The sequence below is a fragment of the Nocardioides ginsengisoli genome, assembly GCF_039537225.1.
GTDB lineage: Bacteria > Actinomycetota > Actinomycetes > Propionibacteriales > Nocardioidaceae > Nocardioides > Nocardioides ginsengisoli.
Genome location: NZ_BAABAC010000023.1, coordinates 199,942 through 219,645 on the forward strand (window position 1 = coordinate 199,942; position 19,704 = coordinate 219,645).

Consider the following 19,704-nt stretch of genomic DNA (forward strand, 5'->3'; position numbering starts at 1 on the left):
AGTAGTCCTCAACGGACGCGTCGACACACTGGCCATCGGCCCGGCGCGTCAGGCCACGCGAGTGGCGGACGAGACCTTCGACCAGATCCACGACCGTTTTTTGGACGTGCTGGTCGAAGGCGTCCATCTGCGATGGGGCTCCTCCGGCCGGCGCCGGAGAGGGACCACCGATGTACGCCTTCCTGCTCAGCACCGCCGTCATCTTCATCGCGGAGCTCGGCGACAAGAGCCAGCTCATGGCGATGACCTTCGCCACGCGCTACCGCGCCCGCGACGTCATCATCGGCCTGACCGCCGCCACCGCCGTCGTCCACCTGGCCTCGGTCGGGATCGGCTATCTGATCGGCGACGCCTTCTCGTCGTACCGGGGCACGATCGAGGTCGTCGCCGGCATCGCCTTCCTCGGCTTCGCCGCCTGGACCCTGCGCGGCGACGAGCTCACCGAGGACGACACCGCCAAGGCCAACGCCGCCACCGGCCGCGCCATCCTCGTCGTCGCCGTCTTCTTCTTCCTCGCCGAGCTCGGCGACAAGACCATGCTCGCCACCATCACCCTGGCCACCCAGGAGGGCTGGTTCGGCACCTGGCTCGGCTCCACCGTCGGCATGGTCGCCGCCGACGCGCTCGCCATCGCCCTCGGCGCGATCGTCGGGCGCCAGCTGCCCGAGAAGGTCGTCAAGTACGGCGCCGCGAGCCTCTTCGCGATCTTCGGCGCCCTGCTCATCGCGGGCGGCGCCGGCTGGCTCTGACGTCGGCGCGGGCCCGCCGACGTCGTTGAAACTTTTACTCCGGAACCGGATGACAACCGGCTGAGGCCCATGCCAAGATGGCGTTCGCCGCCGCAGGTGACCCGAGACGCCTGCGGCGGCTTCCAGTTTTTTGGGCCCCTCCGACGGCGCTCGGCCGCTAGCCTCGTGCCATGGGGGAGACCGAGAACGACGACCGCCCGGGGTCGCCCGAGACGCTGCGTGAGCTGTACGACGTGGTGCCGGCGACCGAGGACTACGACGCCCCGCCCACACCGGGCCAGGCCCAGGGCATGGTCGAGCACCTGCTCGACGGTGAGGTCGTCGACGACGACCCGGACCAGCTCGAAGACGAGGCCGAGGACGAATCCGACGACGAGCCCGACGACGAGGCCGAGGACGAATCCGACGACGAGCCCGACGACGAGCCCGAGGCCTGATCAGCCCTTCCGGTACGCCGGTGCCCGCCGGCTCGGCGCCGTCTCGCCGCTCGCCAGCAGCGGCAGCACCCGCGGCGGCACCAGCACCGAGAGCACCATCACGCTCGTCGAGCGGACCACCGACGACGACTGGTCGATGCGCACCAGCGTCGCCTGCAGCTCGGGGTGCGAGCGGGTCGCGACCCGGCACAGCACGTCGAACGAGCCGGTGGTGACATAGGCCTCCAGCACCTGCGGGATCGCCTCGAGGTCGCGGGAGACCTCGTCGAGCGCGCCCTGCGCGATCTCGAGGGTCACATAGGCCTGGACCTCGAAGCCGGCCGCGGCGACGTCGAGCGTCGGGTCCCAGTCGGCGATGACGCCGGCCTCGGCCATCCGCCGCAGCCGGCTCTGCACGGTGGCCCGGGCGACCTGGGTCAGGCGGGACAGCTCGAGGTCGCCGGCGCGCGGGTGCTCGGTCAGCGCGGTGAGCAGGGCGATGTCGATCTGGTCCAGGGTCAGCACGGGCCCAAACTAGTCAATCTGCCTATCTCCAACCAAGAGGAGCCGACAGAAGCAACCACTCTGCCTACCTCGAGATGAGCAGGTTGTGCGGCCCCCGGCCGACCTGTTGTGCTCCTCACATGTCCCTCCAGGAGACCCTGACCAACGAGGAGCGGCTCGCCGAGCTCGACCTCGACACGCTCAAGCAGCTCGTCGGCCTCGTCGAGTACGACGACCACGCCGACCCCTTCCCCGTGACCGGCTGGGATGCCGCCGTCTGGGTCGTCGGCAACGCCACCCAGTCCGCCCACTTCTTCATCTCGGCGTTCGGCATGGAGCTCGTCGCCTACGCCGGCCCCGAGACCGGCAACCGCGACCACGTCGCCTTCGTGCTCAAGAGCGGCGCGGTCCGCTTCGTCATCAAGGGCGGCGTCGACCCCCGCAGCAGCCTGCTCGACCACCACCGCAAGCACGGCGACGGCATCGTCGACATCGCGCTCGAGGTCCCCGACGTCGACAAGTGCATCGCCCACGCCCGCTCGGTCGGCGCCACCGTCGTCGAGGAGCCCCACGACATCACCGACGAGCACGGCACCGTCCGGCTCGCCGCCATCGCGACGTACGGCGACACCCGCCACACGCTCGTCGACCGCAGCAAGTACGACGGCCCCTACCTCCCCGGATACGTCGCCCGCACGTCCGGCTTCCAGAAGCGCGAGGGCGCCCCGAAGCGCCTCTTCCAGGCGCTCGACCACATCGTCGGCAACGTCGAGCTCGGCAAGATGGACGACTGGGTCGAGTTCTACCGCAAGGTCATGGGCTTCACGAACATGGCCGAGTTCATCGGCGACGACATCGCCACCGACTACTCCGCGCTCATGTCCAAGGTCGTCGCCAACGGCAACCACCGGGTGAAGTTCCCGCTCAACGAGCCGGCCATCGCGAAGAAGAAGTCGCAGATCGACGAGTACCTCGAGTTCTACGACGGCCCCGGCGCCCAGCACCTGGCGCTGGCCACCAACGACATCCTGCGCACCGTCGACCAGCTGCGCGCCGAGGGCATCGAGTTCCTCAACACGCCGGACTCCTACTACGAGGACCCCGAGCTGCGCGCCCGCATCGGCGAGGTCCGCGTCCCGGTCGAGGAGCTGCAGAAGCGCGGCATCCTCGTCGACCGCGACGAGGACGGCTATCTGCTGCAGATCTTCACCAAGCCGCTCGGCGACCGTCCGACGGTCTTCTTCGAGTTCATCGAGCGGCACGGCTCGCTCGGCTTCGGCAAGGGCAACTTCAAGGCGCTCTTCGAGGCGATCGAGCGCGAGCAGGAGCGGCGAGGCAACTTCTGATGGCGCACTACCAGCGGATCGGGAACGTGCCGCACAAGCGGCACACCCAGCACCGCTCCCCCGACGGAGCGCTCTACTTCGAGGAGCTCATGGGCGAGGAGGGCTTCTCGTCCGACTCCTCGCTGCTCTACCACCGGCACATCCCGTCGGCGGTCGTCGAGGCGCGGGTGTGGGAGCTGCCCGACCAGTCCACCACGCCCAACCACCCGCTGATCCCCCGCCACCTCAAGCTGCACGACCTGTTCGGCGAGCAGGCGGACGGCGGCTGGCAGGAGGTCGACGCGGTGACCGGACGGCGGCTGGTGCTCGGCAACGCCGACGTCCGGATCTCGTACGCCGTGTGCGGTGCGCCGTCGCCCTACTATCGCAACGGCATCGGAGACGAGTGCGTCTACGTCGAGTCGGGCACCGCGGTCGTCGAGACCGTGTTCGGCACGCTCGAGGTCGGTCAGGGCGACTACGTCATCCTGCCGCGGGCGACCACCCACCGGTGGGTGCCGACCGGCCGCGAGCCGCTGCGGCTCTACGCGATCGAGGCCAACAGCCACATCACGCCGCCGAAACGCTACCTGTCGCGCTACGGGCAGCTGCTCGAGCACGCGCCCTACTGCGAGCGCGACCTGCGCACGCCGTCCGAGGTGCTGCTCGCCGCGCCCGATGGTGACGACGTCGACGGACCGACCGAGGTCTACGTCAAGCACCGCGGCCCGGGCGCGGGTGGCCTCGCCGGCTCGATCCACGTGCTGCCGCACCACCCGTTCGACGTGGTCGGCTGGGACGGCTGCCTCTACCCGTACGTCTTCAACATCGCCGACTTCGAGCCGATCACCGGCCGCGTGCACCAGCCGCCGCCGGTGCACCAGGTCTTCGAGGGCAACAACTTCGTGATCTGCAACTTCGTGCCCCGCAAGGTCGACTACCACCCGCTGTCGATCCCGGTGCCCTACTACCACTCGAACGTCGACTCCGACGAGGTCATGTTCTACGTCGCCGGCGACTACGAGGCCCGCAAGGGATCGGGCATCGCCGAGGGCTCGATCAGCCTCCACCCCGGCGGCCACCCCCACGGCCCGCAGCCCGGCGCCTACGAGAAGTCGATCGGCGTGGAGTACTTCGACGAGCTCGCCGTCATGGTCGACACCTTCCGGCCGCTCGAGCTCGGCGAGGGCGGCATCGCGGTCGACGACGGCGTCTACGTGACCTCGTGGGTCCGCAACGAGAGCGAGGGGCAGTCGTGACCTTCGCCCTGCTGCTGGACGACGCCGCGATCTTCCCGCCGGGCAACCTGCCGCTCGACGAGGCGGTGGCCGCGCACCACGCCCACCTCCGGGCGCCGTACGCCGGGCTGGTCGGTCCGCTGGTCGTCTCGGCCGCCGCACTGCCCGGACTGGCCGGGCTGCCCGGACTGCCCGGGCTGGCCGGGCTGGCCGGGCTGGCCGGCGCCGGCCCGATCGAGATCGCCGTCGTGGCGCCGGACGCGGAGGCGGCCGCGGCCGCCCTCGCCGGCGCTCCGGACGGTGCTCCCGGGGGTGTCCGCGTGGTCGCGCTCGAGGTCACCGACGGCACCGATCTCCGGACCGTCCTCGGCGACCCGGCCGGCGTGACGGTGTTCGTCGAGGTCCCCCGCGACGAGCGGCGCGACGCGGTCATCGCCGAGCTGGTCGGCACGCCGTACCGCGCCAAGCTGCGCACCGGCGGCGTCCGCGCCGACCTCTATCCCGACGAGGCCGAACTGGCCGCCGCGGTCGTCGCCCTCACCCGGGCCGGCGTGCCGTTCAAGGCCACCGCCGGGCTGCACCACGCGCTGCGCAACACCGACCCCGACACCGGGTTCGAGCAGCACGGCTTCCTCAACCTCCTGGCCGCGACCGATGCCGCCGAGCGCGGCGCGGACGTCGACGAGGTCGCCGCGATCCTCGCCGTCCGCGACCACCGGCAGCTGCCGGCACTCCCGACCGGCGCGCTGCTCGGCTCGATCGGCACCTGCTCCATCACCGACCCCGTCGACGAGCTGTCCGCTCTCGGCCTGCTCCCGGAAGGCGTTCGATGAACGAGCTGTTCGGCCTGACCAACCTGCCGTACGGCGTCTACTCCGTCGACGGCTCGACGCCCCGCGTCGCGACCCGCTACGGCGACCACGTCGTCGACCTGGCGACGCTGCTCGGGGACGACACCTTCGACGCCCCGACGCTCAACCCGTTCATGGCGCAGGGCAAGGCGCGCTGGGACGAGGTCCGCACGGCGATCGTCGCGGCCCTGAGCGACGGCCTGCCGACCGAGGGCGTGCACCCGGTCGCGGACGTCGTCCTGCACCTGCCGTTCGAGGTCGCCGACTACGTCGACTTCTACGCCTCGGAGCACCACGCCTCCAACCTGGGCCGGCTGTTCCGCCCCGACAACCCCGACCCGCTGCTGCCCAACTGGCGGCACCTGCCGGTCAGCTACACCGGCCGGGCGTCGTCGGTCGTCGTCTCCGGCACCGACATCGTGCGCCCGTGCGGGCAGCGCAAGCCGGTCGACGCGGACGTCCCGGTGTTCGGCCCTTCGGTGCGGCTCGACATCGAGGCCGAGCTCGGCTTCGTGGTGGGCGTCGGCAACGCGATGGGGACGCCGATCGCGGTCGAGGACGCCGAGCAGCACCTGTTCGGCGCCATCCTGTTCAACGACTGGTCAGCCCGTGACATCCAGGCCTGGGAGTACGTGCCGCTCGGCCCGCACCTGGGCAAGTCGTTCGCATCGACCATCTCGCCCTGGGTGGTGCCGATGGCCGCGCTGGAGGCGGCACGCGTCGACACCCCGACCCAGGACCCGGCGGTGCTGCCCTACCTCGCGCTCGAGCGGCCGTGGGGGCTGGACATCGACCTGGAGGTGGAGTGGAACGGCGAGGTCGTCAGCCGCCCGCCGTACGCCTCGATGTACTGGTCCCCCGCCCAGATGCTCGCCCACCTCACCGTCAACGGCGCCCCGACCCGTACCGGCGACCTCTTCGCCTCGGGCACCATCTCCGGCCCCGAGCCGGACCAGGTCGGCTCGTTCATCGAGCGCGGCCAGGGCTTCCTCGAGGACGACGACGTGGTCGTCCTCCGCGCCACCGCCCCCGGGGCGAACGACACCCGCATCGGCTTCGGCGAGGCCCGCGGCCGGATCACGAAGGCACGCTCATGACTCTCACCACGACCCAAGGAACCGACATGAAGAACCTCCTCGAGCGCTTCGAGGCCAAGGCCCCCGAGATCGTCTTCGAGTGGCACGACGCCGAGACCGAGGCCAAGGGCTGGGTGGTCATCAACTCGCTGCGCGGCGGTGCCGCCGGCGGCGGCACGCGGATGCGCGCGGGCCTCGACCGCAACGAGGTCGAGTCGCTGGCGAAGACGATGGAGGTGAAGTTCACCGTCTCCGGTCCCGCCATCGGCGGCGCCAAGTCGGGCATCGACTTCGACCCGTCCGACCCGCGTCGCGAGGGCGTCCTGGAGCGCTGGTTCAAGGCGGTCTCGCCGCTGCTGAAGACCTACTACGGCACCGGCGGCGACCTCAACGTCGACGAGCTGCACGACGTCATCCCGCTGACCGAGCGCTTCGGCCTGTGGCACCCGCAGCAGGGCATCGTCAGCGGCCACTTCGCTGCCGACGAGCGCGAGCTGGTGCAACGCGTCGGCATGCTGCGCCTCGGCGTCTCGAAGGTCGTCGAGGACCCGCGGTTCACCCCCGAGCGCGACCGCAAGTACACGATCGCCGACCTGGTCACCGGCTGGGGCGTCGCCGAGTCCGTCGTCCACTACTACGGCACCTACGGCGCCGCGCAGGGCCAGGACCTCGCCGGCAAGCGCGTGATCGTCCAGGGCTGGGGCAATGTCGGCTCGGCTGCGGCGTACTACCTCGCGCAGGCGGGCGCCTCGATCGTCGGCATCATCGACCGCAACGGCGGCCTGATGAAGCCCGAGGGCTTCACCGCCGAGGAGGTGCACGAGCTCTTCGTCACCAAGGAGGGCAACGCGCTGCGCTCCGAGGGCCTGATCCCGTTCGCCGAGCTGGACGAGCAGGTCTGGGACATGGGCGCCGAGATCTTCCTGCCCTGCGCCGCCTCGCGCCTGGTCACCGTCGAGCACGTCAAGCGGCTCATCTCCGGCGGCCTCGAGCTGATCTCGGCCGGCGCCAACGTCCCGTTCGCGGACCCGGAGATCTTCTACGGCCCGACCTACGAGTTCGCCGACCAGCACGTCGCGGTGATCCCGGACTTCATCGCCAACTGCGGCATGGCGCGCACCTTCACCCTGCTCATGGAGGGCATCAGCGAGGTCTCCGACGACGTCATCCTCGGTGACGTCTCGCGCACCATCCGCACCGCGCTGGAGAAGTGCCACGCGCGCTCCCCGCACCCGACCTCGGTGGCGGCGACGGCGTTCGAGATCGCGCTCGACCAGCTGGTCTGACCCGGGTCGGGTGGGTGAGCGTGACGCATAGGTCACGCTCACCCACCCGACTGCGTCGCGGCCGCACCACGGCTACAGCGACCTCGGCAGGCGGACGGCGAGCACGCCGCCGGCGGCCGCGGCCACGGCTCCCCACCCGTAGGCGAGCGCATAGCCCAGGGCGCTGCCGGCCGACGCCGCCAGCAGCGCGCCGATCACGGCGCTCGACACCGACGCGCCGATCATCCGCATCAGCGTGTTGAGGCCGTTGGCCGCGCCGACCGCCTCCGGCGCGGTGAGCCGGACGACGAGGAACGGCAGGGTCGCGAAGGACATGCCGATCCCGACGCCGATCAGCAGCGAGGCGACGACGACCGCCGGGGGCCAGCGGACGGCCGCGGCGGAGGCGGCATAGCCGGCGGAGCTGCAGAACAGGCCGACCGCGAGCGCCCGGCGCGCGCCGCTGCGGGCGACCAGCCACGAGCCGAGCGGGGCGGCGAGCATCATCGCGAGGCCGGCGGGTACCAGGCACAGCCCGGCGACGAGGACCGACACCGCCGCGCCGTCGACCGGGTGCTGCAGCAGCACCGGCAGGACCAGCACGTGGGTGAACATCGCGACGCCGGCCAGCACGGAGGCGAGCTGGACGAGGGCCATCCGCGGCTCGATGGCGGAGTCGAGGTCGACGAGCGGGTCCGTCGTACGACGCTCCCAGCGCCACCAGCCGACCAGGACGACGAGTCCGCCGAGCGCGCTGCCGCGCGTCGCCGCACTCGCCCACCCCCATCGGCTGCCGTTGGTGACCGCGAGGAGGGTGGTCGTCAGGCCGATCGACAGCAGCACGCAGCCGACGCCGTCGAAGCGCGCCCGAGGCCGCTCGGTGGCGGCGGCGGCCGGCACCACGACGACGACCGCGACGGTGACGAGCGCGGTCAGCGCGGCGGCGAACCAGAAGACGACGGTCCAGTCGGCGACCGCCGCGATCAGTCCGGAGATCGCGACCCCGCCCGCCGTACCGATGCCCATCGTGGCGCTGATCAGCGCCGCCCCCCGCTGGAGGCGGATGCCGGACGCCACCTCCGCGAGCACACTGATGCCGAGCGGGATCACCGCGCTCGACGTCCCCTGCAGGGCGCGGCCGGCGAGCATCAGCGGGTACAGGCCGCCGCTCGCGCACAGCACGCTGCCGACGGTCGTCGCGACCAGGCAGCCGACGAGGACCCGCTTGCGGCCGATCAGGTCGGCCAGCCGGCCGCTCACCGGCGTCGCGACGGCGGCCGCGACCAGGCAGATGGTCATCGCCCACGACGCCGCCTCGCCACTGACGTCCAGCCGCGCGGGCAGGTCGCCGAGCAGCGGGATGAGCAGCGCCTGGGACAGGATGCCGGCCAGCCCGGCCGCCGCGAGTACGACGACGACCGGACGCAGCCGGAGCCGCGCCGGCGCCGCCGTACTCGCCGCCGTCACGCGAACAGCGCCCGGGCGCCGTCGATCGCCGCGCCGCGCTCGGTGTCGACGCGGAAGGAGCCGTCGGCCCACACGGGGACCTGCAGCGACTCCCCGGGGAAGACGGTGCTGCTGAACCGGCCCTCGAGCAGGGTCAGGTCGGCCGCCGACGCGTCCTGCACCTCGGCGGTCGCGAGGACGGCGGCCGAGAGCGTGGCGAGGCCGTGCAGGATCGGGCGCGGCTGGCCGATCCGCTCCGCGGCGACCGGGTCGATGTGGATGTGGTGGCGGTCGCCGGTGAGCCGGTAGAGCGCCGCGGCGTTGGCGGCGACGTCCAGGCCGACGGTAGCGATCGGGTCGCCCTCGGGGCCCGCCGCGCGGCCGGGGCCGCGCTCGCCGCCGAAGCCGCCGCGGCCCGGAGCGAAGATCGACCAGGTGGCGCGGACGTAGGCGCACTCGACGACAACCTCGAAGACGGCGGCCGCGCCCTTGTCCCACACGTTGCCGACGCGCGCCGACATGAGCGTCGTACCGGTGGCGGGCATGCGGTCGAGGACCTCCAGCTTCTGCGAGCCGTGCAGTGCGGTGCCGACGTCCCAGGCGCCGGCGGAGCCGAGGACGTCGGGCGCCCACTGCGCCAGCGTCAGCGCGAAGGTCGGCAGCACCTGCAGGTCGCGCTCGAAGACCAGGTCGAGCTGGTCGGCGCGGGCGCCGACTGCGAGCGCGAAGAGGATCGCGTCACGCTCGTCCCAGCTCACCTCGCGCTCGCCGAGGGGCCGTCCGGCCCAGTCCGCGGTGTCGGTCACATCCAGTTCGGGTCGGGTCGTCATCCTGCTAGGCTACCAAGCAAACGCTAGGTTTGTACGACGACCCACGGGGAGCACCATGAGCACCGAGACCACCCAGACGGAGCCCGTCGAGCCCCTGGAGCCACTGGAGCCCGTGGTGACCTACGACGTCCGCGACGGCGTCGCCTACGTGACGCTCAACCGCCCGGAGTACGCCAACGCGCAGAACTCCAAGGTCACCTACGCCCTCGACCAGGCGTTCACCGACGCCGTCAACGACGACGCGGTCAAGGTGATCGTGCTCGGCGGCAACGGCAAGCACTTCTGCGGCGGCCACGACATCGGCACGCCCGGGCGCGACATCCACGAGTCCTTCGAGCGCAAGGCCGTCATCTGGTGGGACCACATCGGCGCCCAGGGCGTCGACGCGCGCTTCGCCCGCGAGTCGGAGGTCTACCTCGGGATGTGCCGCCGGTGGCGCGAGATCCCCAAGCCGGTCATCGCGAAGGTCCAGGGCGCCTGCATCGCCGGCGGCCTGATGCTCGCCTGGGTCTGCGACTTCATCATCGCCTCCGAGGACGCCTTCTTCCAAGACCCGGTCGTCAAGATGGGCATCCCCGGTGTCGAGTACTTCGCGCACCCGTGGGTGATGAACCCCCGCGCCGCCAAGGAGTTCCTCTACACCGGGGGCCGCTTCGACGCCCGCCGCGCCCACGACCTCGGCATGGTCAACCACGTCGTCCCCCGCGCCGAGCTCGACGTCGCCGTCGACGAGATGGCCCACCGGATCGCCGCCATGCCCCGCCTCGGCCTCGCCCTCACCAAGAAGGCGATCAACCAGGCCGAGGACCTGATGGGCCAGCGCGCCGGCATGGACTCCGTCTTCGGGCTCCACCACGCCGCTCACTCCCACAACGCCGAGGTCACCGTCGACTCGCTCGCCGGGCTGGACGCCGCCGCCATGGCGGAGTCGAACAAGCGCGACGCCGGCGAGCTCTGACCCACGCGACCGCCCGCCGGCCCGCATGTAACTCGGTGTTCGTAGATCCACCACAGGGTCATGACCGGTCATGACCCTGTGGTGGCTGACGTTGCGCCCTCGTGGGTGACCGAACACCGAGTTACATGAGCGCCCGCCCACGCCTACCCACGCTCCCGGCGCCGATGAGTCCGGCGCCGGGGCCCGGTCAGTAGTCGCATGACCGCGACCTACACCTTCGACATCTTCACCAGCCTCGACGGCAACGCGTCCTACGGGCCGCCGGGCGACTGGGGCGGCTACTGGGGCAAGCACGGCCCCGAGTTCCTCGAGCACCGCCGAGCGGCCTACGACGGCGAACAGCGGATGGCCTTCGGCGCCCACACCTTCGGGCTGTTCCTGCAGATGCTGCCGCCCGACCCGGCCGAGCGCGACGCCTGGATGAACCGGATGATCGCGTGCCCCACGACGATCGTCTCGTCGCGCCTGCACGGCCCGTTCGACTGGCCCGACGCGACCGTCGTCAGCGGCGACGGGGTCGAGATCGTGCGGCGGATGAAGGAGGAGTCGGACGTGCCGATCCGCTCGCACGGCAGTCTCACCCTCAACCGCGCCCTCCTGGCCGCCGGGCTCGTCGACCGGATCCAGATCACCGTCTTCCCGGTGATCTCCGCGCAGACGGGCGACACCCCGGTCTTCGCCGGCGCGGGCGACTACGACCTCGAGCTGCTGGAGACCCGCACCCTCGACGGTCGCACGCAGGAGCTGGTCTACCGCCCCACCCTGCGCACCTGGCCGACCGAGATGTGATGGTCGTCAGCGGAGCTCGATGAAGAGCCCGCGCGCCTCGACGGTCTTCACCTCCCCGCACCACAGCGCGCCGACGGTCTCGACCTTGCGGCCGATGCGGCCGACGATCTCGCCGGTGATCCGCAGCGGCGCGTCGAGGGCCGTCGCGGCGCGGTAGTCGAGGGTGAGCGAGGCGGTCACGGCGGGGACGCCGTGATGTTGGACCAGGCTCGACAGGACGACGTCGAGGAGCAGCGCGCCGACGCCGCCGTGCAGCTTGCCCGGCGGACCGGCGTACGGCGTGCCGAGGCCCGCCGGCATCTCGGCCAGCGCGCGGCCGTCCTCGAACACCATCGACAGGCCCGGCAGCGCCGGGTTGTCGAGGTGCCAGCTGTAGTCGCGGGCACCCACCGCCTCGTCGTACGGCGTGCGCGGGACGTCGTCCAGCCGCCGCTCGCGCAGCGTCCCGGTGAGCGCCCGCACGGCCGCAGCAGCGCGCTCCATCACCGGCTCGGCGACGTCCGTGACGGCCATCGCGGCGGCGAGCTCGCGCACCGCGACGGCCAGGCTGCGGCGGTGGCTCACCGCGCCTCCCGCTCCGCCCGCACCTCGTGGAGCGGACGGCTCACCGACGCGTCGGTGCTGACCCGCGGCCGGTCCGCCTCCTCGGCACTCAGGGGCGTCACCGGCCGCATCGTGGCGAGCGAGCGCTCGGCCAGCTGACGGTAGACGCCGGGGCCGTTGGCCTTCCAGGCGAGCTGCGCGTCATCGAGCTCGCGTACGACGCGCGCCGGGCTGCCGATCACCAGCGACCGGGCCGGCGCGGAGAACCCCGCCGCGACCACGCTGCCCGCGCCGACGAGGGAGTCCTCGCCGATCCGGGCACCGTCCATCACGACCGAGTTCATGCCGACCAGCACCCGCGGCTCGAGCACGCAGCCGTGCAGGATCGCGCCGTGACCGACGTGGCTGCCCTCGCCGAGGACGCAGTCGGCGCCCGGGTAGACGTGGACGGTGCAGGAGTCCTGCACGTTCGAGCCGGCCTCGATCCGGATCCGGCCGAAGTCGCCGCGCAGGCTGGCCGACGGGCCGATGTAGCAGCCGGGCCCGATGATCACATCGCCGATGACGTCGGCCGACGGGTGCACGTACGACGTGGGGTCGCAGACCGGCACCACGCCGTCGATCTCGTAGAAGGGCACGGCTCAGGCCTTCATTCCGCCGTCGACGACGAAGTCCTGGCCGGTGCAGTAGCTCGCCGCGTCGCTGAGCAGGAAGGCCACCATCGCGCTGATCTCGTGCGGCCGCGCGGCACGCGGCACGGGCAGCGTCGCGACGACGCCGCCGCCCTGGCGCGAGGCTTCGGACAGCATCGCGGTGTCGGCCGCGCCGGGCAGGACGCAGTTGACCCGGATCCCGCGCTCGCCGCCCAGGTCGTGGGCCGCGGCCCGGCTGACGCCGCGCAGCGCGAACTTCGAGGCGCCGTAGGCGCTGGAGCCCGGCCACGCCGCGAGGCCGGCGACGGAGGCGATGTTGACGATCGAGCTGCCCGGCGGCATGTGCGGCGCGAGCGCCTGCATCCCGTGGACCGCGCCCATGACGTTGACCTGGAAGTGGCCCTCGAACATCTCGACCGAGGTCTGCAGGAAGTGCGCGTACTCGCAGCGGCCGGCGTTGTTGACCAGGCCGTCGACGCGGCCGTACCGCTCGACGACCGTCGCGGTCAGCGCGGCCCACGCCTGCGCGGAGGTCACGTCGAGCGCGGCCGACGCGTGCTGCTCTCCCAGCTCGGCCGCGAGCTCGGCGACGCCCTCGGCCGCCAGGTCGGTCAGGACGACGGTCGCGCCGGCGGTGGCCAGGGTGCGCGCGTGCGCGGCGCCGAGGCCGCGGCTGGCACCCGTCACGACGACGACCTTGTCGCTCAGGTCGACCAGGGGGTGGGGGGCGGCGTCCATCTTGTTCTCCTCGGTAGTCATCTTGAGGCTTTCATCTTAACCAAGCGCTTGCTAGGTTAGGCGACATGACGTCGATCCACCACGTGGGCATCACGGTCAGCGACATGGCACGCTCCCTCGCGTTCTACGAGGACCTCCTCGGCGGCGAGCGGCTCGGCCCCTACGAGCGCAGCGGACCGCGCATCGACGCGGTCACCGGCTACCCGGGCGTCGTCGTGCGCCAGGCGTTCGTCCGCGCCCAGGAGGGGACCACGGTCGTCGAGCTGCTCCAGTACGACGGCGGCTCGGACGTCGTCCTCGACCCCGACAACGGCAACGTCGGCGCCGCGCACGTCGCGATCACGGTGACCGACCTCGACAGGACGCTCGAGCGGCTGCGCGCCCGCGGCACGACCGTCCTGTCGGAGCCGATCGTGGCGAGCGAGCCGATGGCCGGCCATCGGGTCGTGTACGTGCTCGACCCCGACCGGGTCCGCGTCGAGCTGGTCGAGCCGCCCGCTCACGACTGATCCACCCCGGCGAGGTGCGCGAGCTCGTCCGCGGTCAGGACGAGCGTCGCCGCCTGCACCGAGTCGAGCACCGACTCGGGACGGCTGGCGCCCGGGATCGGGACGATCCACGGCGAGCGCGCCAGCTGCCACGCGAGCGCGACCTGCTGGGCGCTCACCCCGCGCGCCGCGGCGACCTCGGCGAAGGGCGCGAAGGACGACCCGAACGCCTTCGCCTCCCGCATCCCGCCGAACGGCCCCCACGACAGGAAGGTCAGCCCGAGCTCGGCGCACAGGTCGATCTCGGCCTCGCTGCCGCGAGCGGCCGGCGAGTACTCGTTCTGCACCGACACCAGCGCCGGCCCGATGATCTCCGCGGCGAGCCGGATCTGCTCGACGGTGGCGTTCGACAGCCCGATCCGCGCGGCGATGCCGTCGTCGACCAGGCTGCGCAGCGCCTCCAGGGACGCACGGTACGGACGGCGCGGGTCGGGCCGGTGGTGCTGGTAGAGCGGCAGGACGTCGAGCCCGAGCCGCTCGCGCGAGGCCTCCGCGGCCGCGCGCAGGTGCTCGCGGCTGCCGTCGATCCACCAGGTCAGGCCGTCGCGCGTGTGACCGCCCTTGGTCGCGATCACGACGTCGTCCAGCGAGCCGCCCCAGGAGCCGAGCGCCTTCGCCAGCGCGAGCTCGTTGACGCCATACCCGCCCGGGGTGTCGAACCCCGTCGGCCCGTAGACGTCGGCGGTGTCGAAGAAGGTGACCCCGGCCTCGAGCGCCGCGTGCACCGCGCGCGTCCCGCGCTCGACGTCGCTGTCCGGCGTCTGGGTCAGCGTCATCGCGCCGAACCCGATCGCGGAGATCTCCAGGTCCCCCAGCCGGCGCTGCGGCAGGCTCACTTGCCGACCGCCGTCCAGCCGCCGTCGACGGGGACGCAGACCCCGGTCGTGTACGACGCGTCGAGCAGCAGGTGCACGATCTCGCGGGCCATCTCGACGGGCGTGCACAGGCGACCGAGCGGGGTCCGTTCCTCGACCGGGCCGACGTCGTAGCCCTTGTCGATCATGCCCTGCACCATCGGCGTCAGCGTGTGCCCGGGCGCGACCGCGTTGACCCGGACGCCGAGCCCGGCCCACTCGACGGCGAGGTTCTCGGTGAGCTGACGGACGGCAGCCTTGGCGACGCCGTAGTCGGACTGGTTGGCCCAGCCGCGGTAGGCCGTCGTCGAGGCCAGGTTGACGATCGAGCCGCCCTCGCCGACGTCGCGCAGCCGGCGCACGACCGCGGTGGCCGTGAGCAGCGTGCCGAGCACGTGGACGTCGAGCACCCGCCGTACGGCGTCGGGCTCGAGGTCGAGCGCCGGGACGAAGGCGCCGCGGATGCCGTGGCTGGTCACCAGGTGCCGGATCACGCCCTGCGCGGCCTCGGCGTCCCGGACCGCGGCGGCGACCGCGTCGGCGTCGGTCACGTCGAGCGCGGTGTGCCGGACGTCGTCGCGTCCCGGAGGCGCGAGGTCCCAGACCGTGACCGCGTGGTCGCGCCCGCGGAGCAGCTCGACCACCGCCGCACCGATCCCGCTCGAACCGCCCGTCACCACGACGTGGGCCATCAGATCCTCCTTGATCGAACCAAGCGTTTGCTTGGTCAAGGCAAGCACCGACGCCCGGCGTCCGCAAGGGTGCTGCCGCCCAGCGGCACCGCGCGACCGGCGCGCCGCCCGGCGTACGCCGACAGCCTGCCGCCACCGGACGTCCTCGCGGGGCGGGTGGTCCACCCAGTGGCACCGCGACCGGGGCCGGGGTAGAGTCCCCACGTCACCAAGCAAGCGCTAGGTTTCGAAGTTCGGAGGACTGCAGTGACGGACAAGACCATGCAGCTGGCCGACGTGGGGAGCCACGTCCGCTCGGGCATGACCATCGGCATCGGCGGATGGGGCTCGCGGCGCAAGCCGATGGCCCTGGTCCGCGAGCTGCTGCGCAGCGACGCGACGGACCTGACGGTCGTCACGTTCGGCGGCCCCGACGTGGGCCTGCTCTGCGCGGCCGGGAAGGTGAAGCGGCTCGTCTACGGGTTCGTGTCGCTCGACAGCATCCCGCTCGACCCGCACTTCCGCGCCGCGCGCGAGGCGGGCACCGTCGACACGACCGAGTACGACGAGGGCATGTTCGTCGCCGCCCTGCGCGCGGGCGCGAGCCGGCTGAGCTTCCTGCCCACGCGGGCGGGCCTGGCCTCCGACGTGCTCACCATGAACCCGGAGCTGAAGACCGTCGCGTCGCCGTACGACGACGAGGTCTACGTCGCCGTCCCCGGCGTCCGGATGGACCTGGCACTGATCCACCTCAACCGCGCCGACGCGGCGGGCAACGGCCAGTACCTGGGCCCGGACCCCTACTTCGACGACCTCTTCGCGATGGCCGCCGACCGGACCATCATGAGCGTCGAGCAGATCGTCCCGACCGCCGAGCTGACCGCCACCGCGGCGCCGCAGTCGCTGCTCGTGAGCCGGATGTACGTGTCCGGCGTCGTCGAGGCGCCGAAGGGCGCCCACTTCACCAGCTGCGAGCCGGACTACGGCCGCGACGAGGCCTTCCAGCGTGAGTACGCCGAGGCCGCCCGCGACCCGGAGGCCTGGGCCGCGTTCGAGAAGCGCTACCTCGAGGAGGACGCCCGATGAGTGACATCACCCGCGCCGAGGTCTGCGTCGTCGCCTGCGCCGAGGCGTGGCGCGGATCCGGCGAGATCCTGGCGCACGCGGTCGGCATCGTGCCGAGCATCAGCGCCCGGCTGGCCAAGCTGACCTTCGAGCCCGACCTGGTGCTCACCGACGGCGAGTGCTTCCTGATGAGCGAGCCGCCGCCGCTGGGCCGCAACGCCGCCGCCGGCGGGACGATCGAGTCGTGGGCGCCGTTCCGACGGGTCTTCGACATCCTCGCCACCGGCCGCCGGCACAGCATGATGGGCGCCAGCCAGGTCGACCGCTACGGCAACCAGAACATCTCTTCGATCGGCGACTGGCGCAAGCCGACCCGGCAGCTGATCGGCGTCCGCGGCGCGCCCGGCAACACGGTCAACCACCGCACGGACTACTGGGTGAGCAACCACAGCGCCCGGGTGTTCGTCGAGTCAGTCGACGTCGTCTCCGGCGTCGGCAACGACCGCGCGCGGGCGCACGAGGGCAGCGCACTGCGCTTCCACGACCTCGGCATCGTGGTGAGCGACCTCGCCGTCCTCGACTACGACGCCGAGGGCCGGCTCAAGGTCCGCTCGCTGCACCCGGGCGTCACCGCCGACGAGGTCGTCGCGCAGACCGGCTTCGCGATCGACGTCAGCGGCGCGGAGACGACCCGGCTGCCCACGGACGAGGAGCTCGAGCTGATCCGGACGGTCATCGACCCGTCGGGCCTGCGCGACAAGGAGGTACGGCGCTGAGCGCGTCGTACCTCCCCGGCGGGCCTGCGTCAGGTGAGCAGGCCGCCGTGCAGCATCTCGAGGTACTGCTCGGCCAGCGCGCGGTGCTGCAGGCGCCCGCGCGGGTTGTACCAGCGCACGGTCGACCAGATCGCGTCGCGGATGAAGCGGTACGTCGTACCGGGGTCGAGGTCGGCGCGGAAGTCGCCGGCCTTGGCCCCGGCCTTGAGCACGCCGAGCCAGACCTTCTCGACGTCGAGGCTGGACTTCGTCACGAAGGCGAACTCCGGCGTCGTGGTCAGCAGGGCCGACTCGTTCTGGTAGAGCGCGACCGCGAACGGCACCCGGTGGATGGTCTCGAACGAGTTGAAGATCAGCCCGTCGAGCGCCGCACGGGGGCTGGACTCGGCCTCGGCGATGTCGGTGATCTCCTGCAGGAGGTTGCCCATGAACTCCCGGAGGATCTCGGTGAGCATCGCCTCCTTGGAGTCGAAGTGGTGATAGAGGCTGCCCGACAGGATGCCCGCCTCGTCGGCGATGTCACGCACCGTCGTCTGGGAGTAGCCGCGGGTCGCGAACATCTCCGCTGCGATCGCCAGCAGCTGGGCCCGCCTCGCGGAACCGCCGCCGTTCGCTCGCCGACGACCGCCGCGCGCCGTAGCCTCGTTGTTGCTGCTCGCCATGACCTGATCCTTTCCCACCGGCGGCACCGGGCCGCCTCCGCCCTCCGAACGCTCGCTCCGGCAGGTGCGGACAGGGCTACAGTACCTAACAAGCACTTGTTCACGAGGAGTCTCGCCTGATGGCAGCACGGACCATTCCCGCTCTCCTGGCCCAGGGGGCCGCCACCCACGGCAGCCACCCGGCCGTCGTCGACGGTGACACCACTCTCTCCTATGAGGGTCTGCGCGACCTCGCGGTGGCCGTCGCCCGCTCCTACCGCGCGCTCGGCGTCGAGCCCGGCGACCGGGTCGCGATCTGGGCGCCGAACCGGTACGAGTTCATCGTGGCGATGCTCGGTGCGCAGTACATCGGCGCGTCCGTCGTACCGCTCAACACGCGCTATCGCGGCCAGGAGGCCCACGTCATCCTGGACCGCTCGCGCGCCGTCGTCCTGGTGCTCTGCGACAGCTTCCTGAGCACCGACTACTCGACGATGCTGGCCGAGGCCGACGGCGAGCTCCCCCACCTGCGCACCAAGGTCGACATGGCGTCGGCCGGGCGCCCGGGCACGCTCGGCTGGGACGACTTCCTCGCCCTGGGCGAGCAGACCCCGCTCGACGAGGTCGAGAAGCTCGCCGGCGAGGTCACCCCCGACACGGTCTGCGACATGCTCTTCACGTCGGGCACGACCGGCATCCCCAAGGGCGTGATGAGCACCCACGCGCAGACGATCGGCGTGGCCGACGTCTGGGCGGACGGCGCGTCGCTGACCGCGGCCGACCGCTACGCGATCGTCAACCCGTTCTTCCACGGCTTCGGCTACAAGGCGGGCGTGATCACGTCGCTGACCGCCGGCACGACGATCTACCCGGTCGTCACCTTCGACCCGGTCGCGCTCATGCAGCTCGTCCAGGACGAGCGGATCACCGTCCTCCCGGGCGCGCCGACCATCTTCATCACGCTCATCAACCACCCCCGGCGCACCGACTTCGACCTGTCGTCGCTGCGCTTCGCGATCGCCGGCGCGACGTCCGTGCCGGAGACCCTGTTCGAGCAGATGCTCGACATCCTCGGCTTCGACCAGGTCGCCCAGGCCTACGGCCTCACCGAGTGCGTCGTCGCCACGGTCTCCCGCCGCAACGAGGACCCGCGCCACATCGCCGAGACCACCGGCCCCGGCGTCCCCGGCATCGAGGTGCGGGTGGTCGCCGGCGACGGCACCGACGCTCCGGTCGGCTCGGACGGCGAGGTCTGGCTGCGCGGCGCCAACGTGATGCTCGGCTACTTCGAGGACCCGGACGCCACCGCCGCCGCCATCGACCCCGACGGGTGGTTCCACACCGGCGACATCGGCCGCCTCGACGAGCACGGCTGCCTGAAGATCACCGACCGGATCAAGGACATGTTCATCGTCGGCGGCTTCAACGTCTACCCCGCCGAGGTCGAGAACGTCCTCGCCGCCCACCCCGCCGTCATGGAGTGCGCCGTCATCGGCGTCCCGGACGAGCGGATGGGCTCGGTCGGCGCCGCGCACGTCGTCCTGCGCCCGGGCACCACGGCCTCGCCGGAGGAGCTGATCGCCTGGGTGCGCGCCCGGCTCGCGAACTTCAAGGTGCCGCGCGACGTCGTCCTGGAGGAGTCGCTGCCGCGCAACGCGAGCGGCAAGGTGCTGAAGACCGACCTGCGCCGCGGCTGAGCCGACCCGGCACAAAAGTGCGCGAAAAATGCGCTGACCCGGCAGAAACTTCTGCCGGGTCAGCGCAATTT

The 19,704-nt window shown here is 71.9% G+C and carries 22 protein-coding genes; 13 read left to right on the forward strand and 9 right to left on the reverse strand.

The features are described from left to right. The first annotated feature begins 170 nt into the window (after window positions 1–170). Both AB4880_RS12500 and AB4880_RS12505 read left to right on the forward strand, forming a co-directional pair. Window positions 171–749: a TMEM165/GDT1 family protein gene (locus AB4880_RS12500; RefSeq protein WP_367919537.1), complete on the forward strand. Its 579-nt coding sequence runs from the start codon at window positions 171–173 to the stop codon at window positions 747–749. A 170-nt stretch (window positions 750–919) separates the two neighbouring features. Then, complete coding sequence (locus AB4880_RS12505; protein WP_367919538.1) at window positions 920–1,186, forward strand: hypothetical protein; 267 nt, start codon at window positions 920–922, stop codon at window positions 1,184–1,186. On the opposite strand, the gene AB4880_RS12510 is transcribed toward AB4880_RS12505, so the two are convergent. Further along, entirely contained in the window at window positions 1,187–1,690 is a 504-nt protein-coding gene (locus AB4880_RS12510; RefSeq protein WP_367919539.1) for an Lrp/AsnC family transcriptional regulator, read from the reverse strand. Between the two features lie 119 nt (window positions 1,691–1,809). Here AB4880_RS12510 and hppD point away from each other — a divergent pair, with 119 nt between their 5' ends. From hppD to AB4880_RS12535, 5 genes are read left to right on the forward strand one after another with little or no spacing between them, the layout of a single operon-like run. Next, on the forward strand, window positions 1,810–3,015 hold the full coding sequence (gene hppD / locus AB4880_RS12515) for a 4-hydroxyphenylpyruvate dioxygenase (protein ID WP_367919540.1): 1,206 nt from the start codon (window positions 1,810–1,812) through the stop codon (window positions 3,013–3,015). Further along, window positions 3,015–4,253, forward strand: coding sequence for a homogentisate 1,2-dioxygenase (locus AB4880_RS12520; RefSeq protein ID WP_367919541.1), 1,239 nt, complete (start codon window positions 3,015–3,017; stop codon window positions 4,251–4,253). Before hppD ends, AB4880_RS12520 begins: the two co-directional genes overlap by 1 nt. Further along, window positions 4,250–5,065, forward strand: a complete 816-nt coding sequence (locus AB4880_RS12525; RefSeq protein ID WP_367919542.1) for a hypothetical protein — start codon at window positions 4,250–4,252, stop codon at window positions 5,063–5,065. Before AB4880_RS12520 ends, AB4880_RS12525 begins: the two co-directional genes overlap by 4 nt. After that, window positions 5,062–6,180: a fumarylacetoacetase gene (fahA, locus tag AB4880_RS12530; protein WP_367919543.1), complete on the forward strand. Its 1,119-nt coding sequence runs from the start codon at window positions 5,062–5,064 to the stop codon at window positions 6,178–6,180. The genes AB4880_RS12525 and fahA overlap by 4 nt, the downstream gene beginning before the upstream one ends. A 26-nt stretch (window positions 6,181–6,206) precedes the next feature. Continuing rightward, entirely contained in the window at window positions 6,207–7,445 is a 1,239-nt protein-coding gene (locus AB4880_RS12535; protein ID WP_367919544.1) for a Glu/Leu/Phe/Val dehydrogenase dimerization domain-containing protein, read from the forward strand. A gap of 72 nt (window positions 7,446–7,517) precedes the next feature. Here the strand turns inward: AB4880_RS12535 and AB4880_RS12540 are convergent, their stop codons facing one another. Both AB4880_RS12540 and AB4880_RS12545 read right to left on the reverse strand, forming a co-directional pair. Beyond that, window positions 7,518–8,891 (reverse strand): MFS transporter, encoded by a 1,374-nt coding sequence (locus tag AB4880_RS12540; RefSeq protein WP_367919545.1) that lies wholly within the window; start codon window positions 8,889–8,891, stop codon window positions 7,518–7,520. Continuing rightward, window positions 8,888–9,700, reverse strand: coding sequence for a MaoC/PaaZ C-terminal domain-containing protein (locus tag AB4880_RS12545; RefSeq protein ID WP_367919546.1), 813 nt, complete (start codon window positions 9,698–9,700; stop codon window positions 8,888–8,890). Before AB4880_RS12545 ends, AB4880_RS12540 begins: the two co-directional genes overlap by 4 nt. 55 nt (window positions 9,701–9,755) lie before the next feature. Here AB4880_RS12545 and AB4880_RS12550 point away from each other — a divergent pair, with 55 nt between their 5' ends. Both AB4880_RS12550 and AB4880_RS12555 read left to right on the forward strand, forming a co-directional pair. Beyond that, on the forward strand, window positions 9,756–10,658 hold the full coding sequence (locus AB4880_RS12550; protein ID WP_367919547.1) for an enoyl-CoA hydratase: 903 nt from the start codon (window positions 9,756–9,758) through the stop codon (window positions 10,656–10,658). 198 nt (window positions 10,659–10,856) lie between these two features. Next, window positions 10,857–11,447, forward strand: a complete 591-nt coding sequence (locus AB4880_RS12555; RefSeq protein ID WP_367919548.1) for a dihydrofolate reductase family protein — start codon at window positions 10,857–10,859, stop codon at window positions 11,445–11,447. Window positions 11,448–11,453: 6 nt separating this feature from the next. Here the strand turns inward: AB4880_RS12555 and AB4880_RS12560 are convergent, their stop codons facing one another. The 3 genes from AB4880_RS12560 to AB4880_RS12570 are packed head-to-tail and all read right to left on the reverse strand — an operon-like array spanning window position 11,454 to window position 13,402. Next, a complete protein-coding gene (locus AB4880_RS12560) occupies window positions 11,454–12,011 on the reverse strand; it encodes a hotdog domain-containing protein (protein ID WP_367919549.1) in 558 nt (185 codons plus the stop codon). Continuing rightward, window positions 12,008–12,628, reverse strand: a complete 621-nt coding sequence (locus AB4880_RS12565; protein ID WP_367919550.1) for a gamma carbonic anhydrase family protein — start codon at window positions 12,626–12,628, stop codon at window positions 12,008–12,010. The genes AB4880_RS12560 and AB4880_RS12565 overlap by 4 nt, the downstream gene beginning before the upstream one ends. A gap of 3 nt (window positions 12,629–12,631) precedes the next feature. Further along, complete coding sequence (locus AB4880_RS12570; protein WP_367919551.1) at window positions 12,632–13,402, reverse strand: SDR family NAD(P)-dependent oxidoreductase; 771 nt, start codon at window positions 13,400–13,402, stop codon at window positions 12,632–12,634. A 44-nt stretch (window positions 13,403–13,446) separates the two neighbouring features. Between AB4880_RS12570 and AB4880_RS12575 the strand changes: the two genes are divergently transcribed. Then, entirely contained in the window at window positions 13,447–13,890 is a 444-nt protein-coding gene (locus AB4880_RS12575) for a VOC family protein (protein WP_367919552.1), read from the forward strand. Here the strand turns inward: AB4880_RS12575 and AB4880_RS12580 are convergent. Continuing rightward, window positions 13,881–14,765, reverse strand: a complete 885-nt coding sequence (locus AB4880_RS12580; RefSeq protein WP_367919553.1) for an aldo/keto reductase — start codon at window positions 14,763–14,765, stop codon at window positions 13,881–13,883. The genes AB4880_RS12575 and AB4880_RS12580 overlap by 10 nt on opposite strands. Further along, the gene (locus AB4880_RS12585) at window positions 14,762–15,475 is read right to left on the reverse strand and encodes an SDR family NAD(P)-dependent oxidoreductase (protein ID WP_367919554.1); all 714 of its coding nucleotides are present in this window, start codon (window positions 15,473–15,475) and stop codon (window positions 14,762–14,764) included. The genes AB4880_RS12580 and AB4880_RS12585 overlap by 4 nt, the downstream gene beginning before the upstream one ends. 246 nt (window positions 15,476–15,721) lie before the next feature. Here AB4880_RS12585 and AB4880_RS12590 point away from each other — a divergent pair, with 246 nt between their 5' ends. Both AB4880_RS12590 and AB4880_RS12595 read left to right on the forward strand, forming a co-directional pair. Next, entirely contained in the window at window positions 15,722–16,540 is an 819-nt protein-coding gene (locus AB4880_RS12590; protein WP_367919555.1) for a CoA transferase subunit A, read from the forward strand. Next, window positions 16,537–17,295: a CoA-transferase subunit beta gene (locus AB4880_RS12595; protein ID WP_367919556.1), complete on the forward strand. Its 759-nt coding sequence runs from the start codon at window positions 16,537–16,539 to the stop codon at window positions 17,293–17,295. The genes AB4880_RS12590 and AB4880_RS12595 overlap by 4 nt, the downstream gene beginning before the upstream one ends. A gap of 29 nt (window positions 17,296–17,324) precedes the next feature. Here the strand turns inward: AB4880_RS12595 and AB4880_RS12600 are convergent, their stop codons facing one another. Next, window positions 17,325–17,957 (reverse strand): TetR/AcrR family transcriptional regulator, encoded by a 633-nt coding sequence (locus AB4880_RS12600; protein ID WP_367919557.1) that lies wholly within the window; start codon window positions 17,955–17,957, stop codon window positions 17,325–17,327. Window positions 17,958–18,076: 119 nt separating this feature from the next. On the opposite strand from AB4880_RS12600, the gene AB4880_RS12605 reads away from it, so the two are divergent. Further along, window positions 18,077–19,633 (forward strand): FadD3 family acyl-CoA ligase, encoded by a 1,557-nt coding sequence (locus AB4880_RS12605; RefSeq protein WP_367919558.1) that lies wholly within the window; start codon window positions 18,077–18,079, stop codon window positions 19,631–19,633. Window positions 19,634–19,704: the final 71 nt, after the last annotated feature.

What these genes read in the sequence shown, in the direction of transcription:
- AB4880_RS12500 (WP_367919537.1), top strand. Translation starts at nt 171, where the DNA reads ATGTACGCCTTCCTGCTCAGCACCGCCGTCATCTTCATCGCGGAGCTC.
- AB4880_RS12505 (WP_367919538.1), top strand. Translation starts at nt 920, where the DNA reads ATGGGGGAGACCGAGAACGACGACCGCCCGGGGTCGCCCGAGACGCTG.
- hppD (WP_367919540.1), top strand. Translation starts at nt 1,810, where the DNA reads ATGTCCCTCCAGGAGACCCTGACCAACGAGGAGCGGCTCGCCGAGCTC.
- AB4880_RS12520 (WP_367919541.1), top strand. Translation starts at nt 3,015, where the DNA reads ATGGCGCACTACCAGCGGATCGGGAACGTGCCGCACAAGCGGCACACC.
- fahA (WP_367919543.1), top strand. Translation starts at nt 5,062, where the DNA reads ATGAACGAGCTGTTCGGCCTGACCAACCTGCCGTACGGCGTCTACTCC.
- AB4880_RS12535 (WP_367919544.1), top strand. Translation starts at nt 6,207, where the DNA reads ATGAAGAACCTCCTCGAGCGCTTCGAGGCCAAGGCCCCCGAGATCGTC.
- AB4880_RS12545 (WP_367919546.1), bottom strand. Translation starts at nt 9,700, where the DNA reads ATGACGACCCGACCCGAACTGGATGTGACCGACACCGCGGACTGGGCC.
- AB4880_RS12550 (WP_367919547.1), top strand. Translation starts at nt 9,756, where the DNA reads ATGAGCACCGAGACCACCCAGACGGAGCCCGTCGAGCCCCTGGAGCCA.
- AB4880_RS12555 (WP_367919548.1), top strand. Translation starts at nt 10,857, where the DNA reads ATGACCGCGACCTACACCTTCGACATCTTCACCAGCCTCGACGGCAAC.
- AB4880_RS12570 (WP_367919551.1), bottom strand. Translation starts at nt 13,402, where the DNA reads ATGACTACCGAGGAGAACAAGATGGACGCCGCCCCCCACCCCCTGGTC.
- AB4880_RS12575 (WP_367919552.1), top strand. Translation starts at nt 13,447, where the DNA reads ATGACGTCGATCCACCACGTGGGCATCACGGTCAGCGACATGGCACGC.
- AB4880_RS12585 (WP_367919554.1), bottom strand. Translation starts at nt 15,475, where the DNA reads ATGGCCCACGTCGTGGTGACGGGCGGTTCGAGCGGGATCGGTGCGGCG.
- AB4880_RS12595 (WP_367919556.1), top strand. Translation starts at nt 16,537, where the DNA reads ATGAGTGACATCACCCGCGCCGAGGTCTGCGTCGTCGCCTGCGCCGAG.
- AB4880_RS12600 (WP_367919557.1), bottom strand. Translation starts at nt 17,957, where the DNA reads ATGGCGAGCAGCAACAACGAGGCTACGGCGCGCGGCGGTCGTCGGCGA.
- AB4880_RS12605 (WP_367919558.1), top strand. Translation starts at nt 18,077, where the DNA reads ATGGCAGCACGGACCATTCCCGCTCTCCTGGCCCAGGGGGCCGCCACC.